The sequence below is a fragment of the Devosia sp. genome, assembly GCF_040509215.1.
In the GTDB taxonomy this organism is placed as follows: Bacteria; Pseudomonadota; Alphaproteobacteria; order Rhizobiales; family Devosiaceae; genus Devosia.
Window position 1 is genome coordinate 1 of sequence record NZ_JBEVLL010000155.1, and the last position, 7,127, is coordinate 7,127.

4 protein-coding genes and 1 pseudogene are annotated in these 7,127 nt (G+C 60.9%); 3 read left to right on the plus strand and 2 right to left on the minus strand.

Annotation, left to right across the window (positions count from 1 at the left end):
• Positions 1-40: 40 nt before the first annotated feature.
• Together ABW043_RS08565 and ABW043_RS08570 are read right to left on the minus strand one after the other, a co-directional pair.
• Positions 41-1,330, minus strand: a complete 1,290-nt coding sequence (locus ABW043_RS08565; RefSeq protein ID WP_353920798.1) for an ABC transporter substrate-binding protein — start codon at positions 1,328-1,330, stop codon at positions 41-43.
• A gap of 60 nt (positions 1,331-1,390) precedes the next feature.
• On the minus strand, positions 1,391-3,709 hold the full coding sequence (locus ABW043_RS08570) for an alpha-L-rhamnosidase (protein WP_353920799.1): 2,319 nt from the start codon (positions 3,707-3,709) through the stop codon (positions 1,391-1,393).
• Between the two features lie 193 nt (positions 3,710-3,902).
• On the opposite strand from ABW043_RS08570, the gene ABW043_RS08575 reads away from it, so the two are divergent.
• The 3 genes and pseudogenes from ABW043_RS08575 to ABW043_RS08585 all read left to right on the plus strand — a co-directional run.
• Positions 3,903-4,916 (plus strand): LacI family DNA-binding transcriptional regulator, encoded by a 1,014-nt coding sequence (locus ABW043_RS08575; protein WP_353920800.1) that lies wholly within the window; start codon positions 3,903-3,905, stop codon positions 4,914-4,916.
• 282 nt (positions 4,917-5,198) lie between these two features.
• Entirely contained in the window at positions 5,199-6,617 is a 1,419-nt protein-coding gene (locus ABW043_RS08580; protein ID WP_353920801.1) for a DEAD/DEAH box helicase, read from the plus strand.
• A 124-nt stretch (positions 6,618-6,741) separates the two neighbouring features.
• Positions 6,742-7,127, plus strand: a pseudogene (locus ABW043_RS08585) (hypothetical protein); the annotation flags it as partial.

Below are 7,127 nucleotides of genomic sequence, written 5' to 3' on the forward strand. Positions count from 1 at the left end.
GGGGATTGCCCCTCCGGAGCCTAAGCAGGGTCAGGGACGATTACCAGCCAGCAAGGCCGAGCTGCTGCGCCTGCTTGCGCACGTCTTCGTCGTAGAGAGCGGCGCCGTCAGCGGCCTGGCGGATGCCCGAACCGACTTCAACGGTGATCTGCTCGAGAGCCGGGCCCTTGATGGGCGAGAGGAACTCGAGAGCCGGACCGTTATGGCCGCCTTCCTGGAAGTAGGGCAGCATGTCGGCCACGGCCGGCGGAACGTCGGCAGGCAGTTCGCAGCCGGCGATCATGTAGGGACCGGTGGCGCCCACGGCTTCGTTGCGGATATCGCAGCCTTCCGGCGAGCCGATGAAGCCGACGAAATCCTTGGCAAGGTCAGGAGCGGCCGTGCTCTTGGCGATGTAGATCGAGTCCGGCATCCAGGTGGTCAGGCCGTTGGTTGCGGCATCGTCACCCGGCTGGGCGAAGAAGCCGACGTCCTGGAGGTGATCCGGCTGGGTTTCTGCGAGAGCGCCGATACCGAAGGTCAGCATCGGATAGTGTGCGCCTTCGCCGGTCGCAACCATGCGGATGCCGTCGGGATAGGTTGCAGCGCCGAAGTCGGCATTGAGGTAGCCAGCTTCGTAGACTTCCTGAAGGCGCTCAAAGCCTTTTACGGCAGCAGGCGAGGTCGCGAACTTGGCTTCGTTGGCGGTGAACTTCTCGGCAAAGTCGGGTTCGACGGTCAGGACGTTGTAGAAGTCGGCGAGAACGAAAAGCTGGGAAGTCCAGGTTTCGCCATAGGTCTGGATTACGGCAGTCTTGCCGGCAGCCTTGATCTTTTCGTTGTTGGCCATGAATTCATCCCAGGTCTTGGGAATTTCGAGGCCAAGCTCTTCATAGATCGGCTTGTTGTAGAAGATACCGCCGCCCATGGCCGGAGCGAAGGGCGTGCCATAGACTTCGCCGCCAGCCGATACGACCGACTTGAAGCTGTCCTGGATGCCAGCCTGCCAGGGCTCATTGGTGACCGGCAGCAGGTTCTGGACCGGGTTGATCGCCTGGAACAGCGAACCCGAATTGTAGAAGAACACGTCAGCCATGGCGCCGGTCGCGAGACGGGTCTTGACGATGTTGTCGCCTTCGCCGCCACCGGGGCGCACTTCGATGTCGATGGTGACGTCGGGGTTCTTCTCGGTATAGGCGGCCACCCAGGCTTCAGCGCCAGCGACCGACGGCGGGCCGTTGTCGATGAGGAACGACAGGTAGCCGGACTGCTGGGCATTGACGGCGTTTGCCGTCATCATCAGGCCGAGCAGGCTGGCGCCGGTCAGGGCGAAAAGTTTGGTCTTGGTCATAGTCTACCTCCCTGGAAGGCCCGCATTTGCGGGCCCATGGTTAAAGTTCAGGTACGCGCCTTAAGGCGTGTTGGCGTTCACCAGCGACTTCTGGCGCTCCTCGCGCTTTGGTGCTGTGTAGTTGAAGGTCACGACGTGCTTGCCGGCCGAAAGAGCCGTGCCCTGGCCCGCAGTGATGGCCTGGCCATCGAGCGTGGCGTCGCGATAGGTGGAAGCGAGGCGCAGAACGCCACGGCTTGCCGCCGGCACTTCGATTTCGTAGCGCACGGCTTCACCGGTGATGGTCCACTCGGCGCGGATCTTGCCGGCCGGGCTGTCGTGGTCGGCCTTGACCGGGGACAGTTCGGGCAGGATCAGCGGTTCGAAGACGATGGTCTTGAACGCCGGGTCCTTCTCGTCCGGACGGAAGCCGGCAACCCCTTCCAAGAGCCACTGGCAAACGGCGCCATAGGCATAGTGGTTGTAGGAGTTCATCTGCGGATTGTAGATCGAGCCGTCCGCCTGGATCGCATCCCAGCGTTCCCAGATCGTCGTCGCGCCCATCTTCACCTGATAGAGCCAGCCCGGCACTTCTTCCTGCAGGAAGACTTCGCTGGCGAGGCCCCATTCGCCGATCTTGATCAGCGCCGGCAGCAATGCCGGGGTGCCGATGAAACCGGTGCCGATACGGCCTTCGGCGCGAGCGATCGTGTTCTTGAAGTAACCCTTGGCTGCTTCGTACTTGTCTGCCGGGATCAGGTCGTGAACGATGGCCAGCGCATAGGAAGTCTGGTCGTCATAGGCCAGGCGACCGGAGACGGTGATGAACTCGCTTTGGAAAGCGGTCTTCACGTCGGCGGCCATCTTGCCGAGGCGCTTGGCCGTCGCCGCTTCGCCGACGATCTCGGCAATATCGGCAACCTGCTTGGCCGCGATATAGAGATAGATCGTCGCGGCAGCGTCGTCGCCGATGGTCGGCAGCGGCTTGGCGCTCGGGCCCTTGGGCTGCAGCCAATCGCCGAACGAGAAGCCACGAGCACCCCATTCGCGCGGCGGCGAGACAATCGGGCCATCGCTGATCGACCAGACGAAATCGACCCAACGGATCATGTTCGGCAGCACTTCCTTGAGGAAAGCGCTGTCGCCGTAGTGGAGGTAAACCTGCCACGGGACCTGATAGATGGCATCGCCCCAGCCGGTCGAGCCATAGAAACCCGGATAGTGTTCCGGCTGCATGCGGGTCGGATCGGGGCAAACGTGCGGGACGGCGCCGTCTTCGCGCTGATCGACCATCAGGTCGCGCACCCACTTGTGGAAGAAGCCGTGCACTTCGCCAAGATAGGCGGCGGTACCAGCAAAAACCTGCGCGTCGCCTGTCCAACCCAGACGCTCATCGCGCTGTGGGCAATCCGTCGGCACTTCGATGAAGTTGCCGCGCTGGCTCCAGAGCGTGTTGAGGAAAAGGCGGTTCACCAGCTTGTTGCCCGAGGTGAAGGTCGCCTTCTGCTCGGTCACCGAGCTGATCGGGACCGACTGTATGTCGATGAGCTTGGCATCGCCCTCGATGGTCACGCGGGCATAGCGGAAACCCTGGAAGGTGAAGTGCGGACGGTATTCTTCCGTCCCCTGCCCTGCCAGCGTGTAGGTAAGAGTGGCTTCGGCGGTACGATAATTGACGTTGTAGAAATTGCCGTCCTTGTCGAGCACTTCAGCGTGCTCCACGACAACCTTGGCACCGGCAGAGCCGCTGACCGAGATAGCGACGTAGCCGCCGATGTTCTGGGCAAAATCGAAAACCGTGCGACCCTCGGCATCGGTCCAGGTCTTGACGGCGGTCAGCGCATCCAGCTCACGGACCGGCGTCGTCTCATGGGCCACAAGACGAACATCGTTGAAATCGACGATTTCGGTGCCGGCGGAAACGGTTGGCGCGATACGCGCATCAAAGGTCTCGCCGAAATAAATGCCCGACTTGCGGATCGGCAGCTCGCCGCTTTCCCAGGACGCATCGGTCACGAGAACCGGATCGGTGTCCCCTGCCTTGGCGCGGAGTTCCACCAGCGCGGCAATGTCGCTGCCCCAGACGTTGTAGATGGGCGCCTTGCCCCACATGAGCTGCGAGCGCATCCAGCCGTCACCCAGCCAGATCTCGATGCGGTTTTCACCGGCAACAAGCAGAGGGCCCACGTTGTAGGTCTGATAGCTCAGGCGCGCGTCATAAGCGGTCCAGCCTGGAGTCAGCACATCATTGCCGACGCGCTTGCCATTGATGAAGGCAACGTAGAGGCCGAGCGCCGTAATATCGAGGATTTCAGCGCCGGAGACGCTGTCGAGATTGAAGGTCTTCGCAACAAAGCTCGCTGGAGTGCCGACACCCTTGTCAGCGAGCGGACGAACCATCTTGGCAGTCCAGGCGCGTGTGGAAGCTCGTGAGCTGGAAGCCAGCTCTGCCGCGGTTTCATTCAGCACTTGGTAGTCTCCTCAAGCCGCTTGGTGCGGCTGTAAACTGTTCTACGTGTAGCGTTCTACATTTTTGCGATCTTCGCAATAGGCTTTTTTTAGAATAGGTGCGAAGACTGAGGCGGAGGACAGCATGACCAAGAAGGCCCCGGTGAGGACGCCGCGTATTACAATTCGGGAAGTAGCCAGTGACGCGGGGGTGTCGGTGGCTGCGGTATCCAAGGTGCTGCGGGATGCCTACGGCGTCAGCGACGCGCTGCGCGCCAAGGTCCAGGCCTCGATGGATAAGCTCAACTATCGCCCGTTGGCGTCGGCCCGTGGCCTTCGTGGCCGCACCTACACGCTCGGCCTCGTCTTCCCCGACCTTCGCAACCCATTCTTTGCCGACATTTTCGCCGGCGTGAATTCGGCTCTCGAACGCACGCGCTACCAAGCGATGCAAGGGGTTAGCGTATCGGCCTCATCCCTTGTCGAAGCGATGATCGACCGGCAGATGGATGGTCTGGTCCTGATCGGCCCCAACGAGACCAATGAGCGGCTGAATGACATTGCCGACCGCACCCCGCTAGTCACGATCGGACATCACGATCTCACCGATGCACGCTTTGATACTGTCAACAACGACGATCAACTCGGCGGCCGCCTGGCCGTGCGCCACTTGTGCCAGAATGGTCACAAGAAGATCGCGATGCTCAGCCTTGCAGCGCCCGTTTCGACGGTGATCAACCAGCGCGAACTCGGCTACCGTCTGGAGATGACCGAGCAAGGCCTCGGAAGCGCGATCAATATCGTGCGCGCTCCGCAGGTCCTTCGAGAGGTGCAACTCATCCTCCGGCGCCTGCTAGAGGGCAAGGATCGCCCGGACGCCATTTTCTGCTGGACCGACCTCATGGCGTTCGAAGCCATCAGCGTCGCGACAGAACTCGGCCTGTCGATCCCGGAAGACATTGCCATCGTCGGCTACGACAACACGATCTTTTGCGAATTCTCGCAAAACCGTCTCACCAGCATCGACCAGTCAGGCGAAGTGCTAGGTTTGCAAGCAACTCGCCTGCTTATCGAGCGTATAGATGGCCGTTCTCATTCAGAACATTTCGTCGTTACGCCGCGCGTCGTAGCGCGGACCAGCTCTGCAAAAGTGAGCTAAGCCGCCGCATCTGGCCGAAAACGGGCAAGACCGTTGACACGCAAGGGCTTTGCGCTATGGTCCGCGCCGCAAGGTTTGCCGGATTACCTGTTTTTACTATTGCGTCTTCTCTGCCCGGCGACGGGCCCGCGCGGGAAAACAAGTATCCGACGCTCCATTCGACATTGGGTCTAGGGCCACAGTCCCAACGCACGGGCCTTGCACATGATTTCCGCGGTGCGCCGTACCGAACATTTCGGTTCGCTCAGCCACCCGGACGACCCACGAGTGGAATCTCTGACGTTGACCGACGATTTTTCTGGCCTTGGCCTTTCGAGCAAAGTTACCGACGCTGTTGCAGCGGCCGGCTATACGCGACCAACTGAAATTCAGTCGCAAGCCATCCCGCACCTTCTGCAGAAGAAGGATCTGATCGGCATCGCTCAGACAGGCACCGGCAAGACGGCATCCTTCGTGTTGCCCATGCTCACCCTGCTGGAGGCCGGACGCGCCCGCGCCCGCATGCCCCGCACCCTCATTCTGGAACCAACGCGCGAACTCGCTGCGCAGGTTTCCGAAAACTTCGAAAAGTACGGCAAGAACCATCGTCTCTCGATGGCGCTGATCATCGGTGGCGTGTCCTTCGAAGATCAGAACAAGAAGCTCGATCGCGGTGTGGACGTGCTGATCGCCACCCCGGGTCGCCTCCTCGATCAATTCGATCGCGGCAAGATCCTGCTCACCGGCGTCGAAATCCTCGTCATCGACGAAGCCGACCGCATGCTCGACATGGGCTTCATCGACGACATCGAAAAGATTTGCTCGCGCTTGCCGCCCCGTCGCCAGACGATGCTGTTCTCGGCCACCATGGATCCGCAGATCGAGCGCCTGACCAAGCGTTTCCTCAAGGATCCGGTGCACGTGCAGGTCTCCCGCACGGCTTCGACTGCTGACACCATCGACCAGAAGCTGGTCAAGGTTTCGTCGCGTCCTGATCAGAAGCGCGCCATGTTGCGTGCCCGTGTTGATGCTGCCGAAGGCCTGACCAATGCGATTATCTTCTGCAACCGCAAGCGCGACGTGGCCACCCTCGCCCGCTCGCTGGAGCGTCACGGCTACAGCGCCGGCGGCCTGCATGGTGATATGGACCAGAAGAGCCGCACGGAAACGCTTGATGCATTCAAGTCCGGCAACCTGAAGTTGCTGGTTGCCAGCGATGTCGCCGCCCGCGGTCTCGACATTCCCGCAGTGAGCCACGTGTTCAACTTCGACGTGCCGGTTCACGCTGAAGACTATGTGCACCGCATTGGTCGCACCGGTCGCGCCGGACGTGCCGGCACCGCCTATACTTTCGTGGGCCCAGGCGACGAAAAGCACCTCGATGCCATTCTAAAGCTGATTCAGAAGCCTATCGACTGGCTTGACGTTGCGCCTGTCGCATCAGGCCAGGGCGAAGATGAAGAAGCGCCAGCGGCCCGTCCCGCACGCTCCTCTCGTCGCAAGGCGCCAACGCGCCCCACCCAGACCGAAGCCGCTGCACCAGAAGCCTCCGCGGCAACGCCTGCGGCTGAAAAGGCACCGTCACGTAACTCTCGGCGCAAGCCCAAGGACACGTCGGCGCCGGTTTCGGATATCGTTCCTGATTCGCCATTTGGCGACGCAGGTCCCATTCCGGCCTTCTTGCTTCGAGCAACGCGTACTGCCGAACAGGAATCTGAGTAAAATACTGCCAGTTTAGGAAATTTGCCGGTCGACACAATGTGTTGCCTGCCGTTATGACTTGTAAATGACTTCAAAGTAAAACTGCAGTTGCCGGTGGTCGGCGCAACGGGGCGCGAGGAAGGCTGTGTCGGATCACGAGTTCAAGCGAGCGCTCGGCTATGCCAATTCAGCGCTCGACCTCCTCAAGAAAAGCAGCATTCCGCCCTACCCGCAGTTCTACGAGCTGCTCTACACCTATGCGACTGGCGTCAATCCCACACTGAACCACCGGATCAACGCCATTTTCGCCACCGGCGAGTCGCCGTCGACGAGTCTGGCCGAGACGCTTTACAACGAATTCCTGAAATCTGACGTCAACGATCGCATGTCGACCGTCTCCGAGCGCATGCAAGTGCGCATCGAGGCGGTGCATTCCGCAATCGACCACGCCATGACGACGGCCAATGCCTATTCAGGCTCTCTGCAGTCCGCTCAGGGCGACCTCGAGCGGGAAATCGAGCCGGAGGCGCT

Excerpts from the sequence above, each read along its gene's own strand:
- ABW043_RS08565 (WP_353920798.1), bottom strand. The coding sequence starts at position 1,330 with ATGACCAAGACCAAACTTTTCGCCCTGACCGGCGCCAGCCTGCTCGGC.
- ABW043_RS08570 (WP_353920799.1), bottom strand. The coding sequence starts at position 3,709 with ATGGTTCGTCCGCTCGCTGACAAGGGTGTCGGCACTCCAGCGAGCTTT.
- ABW043_RS08575 (WP_353920800.1), top strand. The coding sequence starts at position 3,903 with ATGACCAAGAAGGCCCCGGTGAGGACGCCGCGTATTACAATTCGGGAA.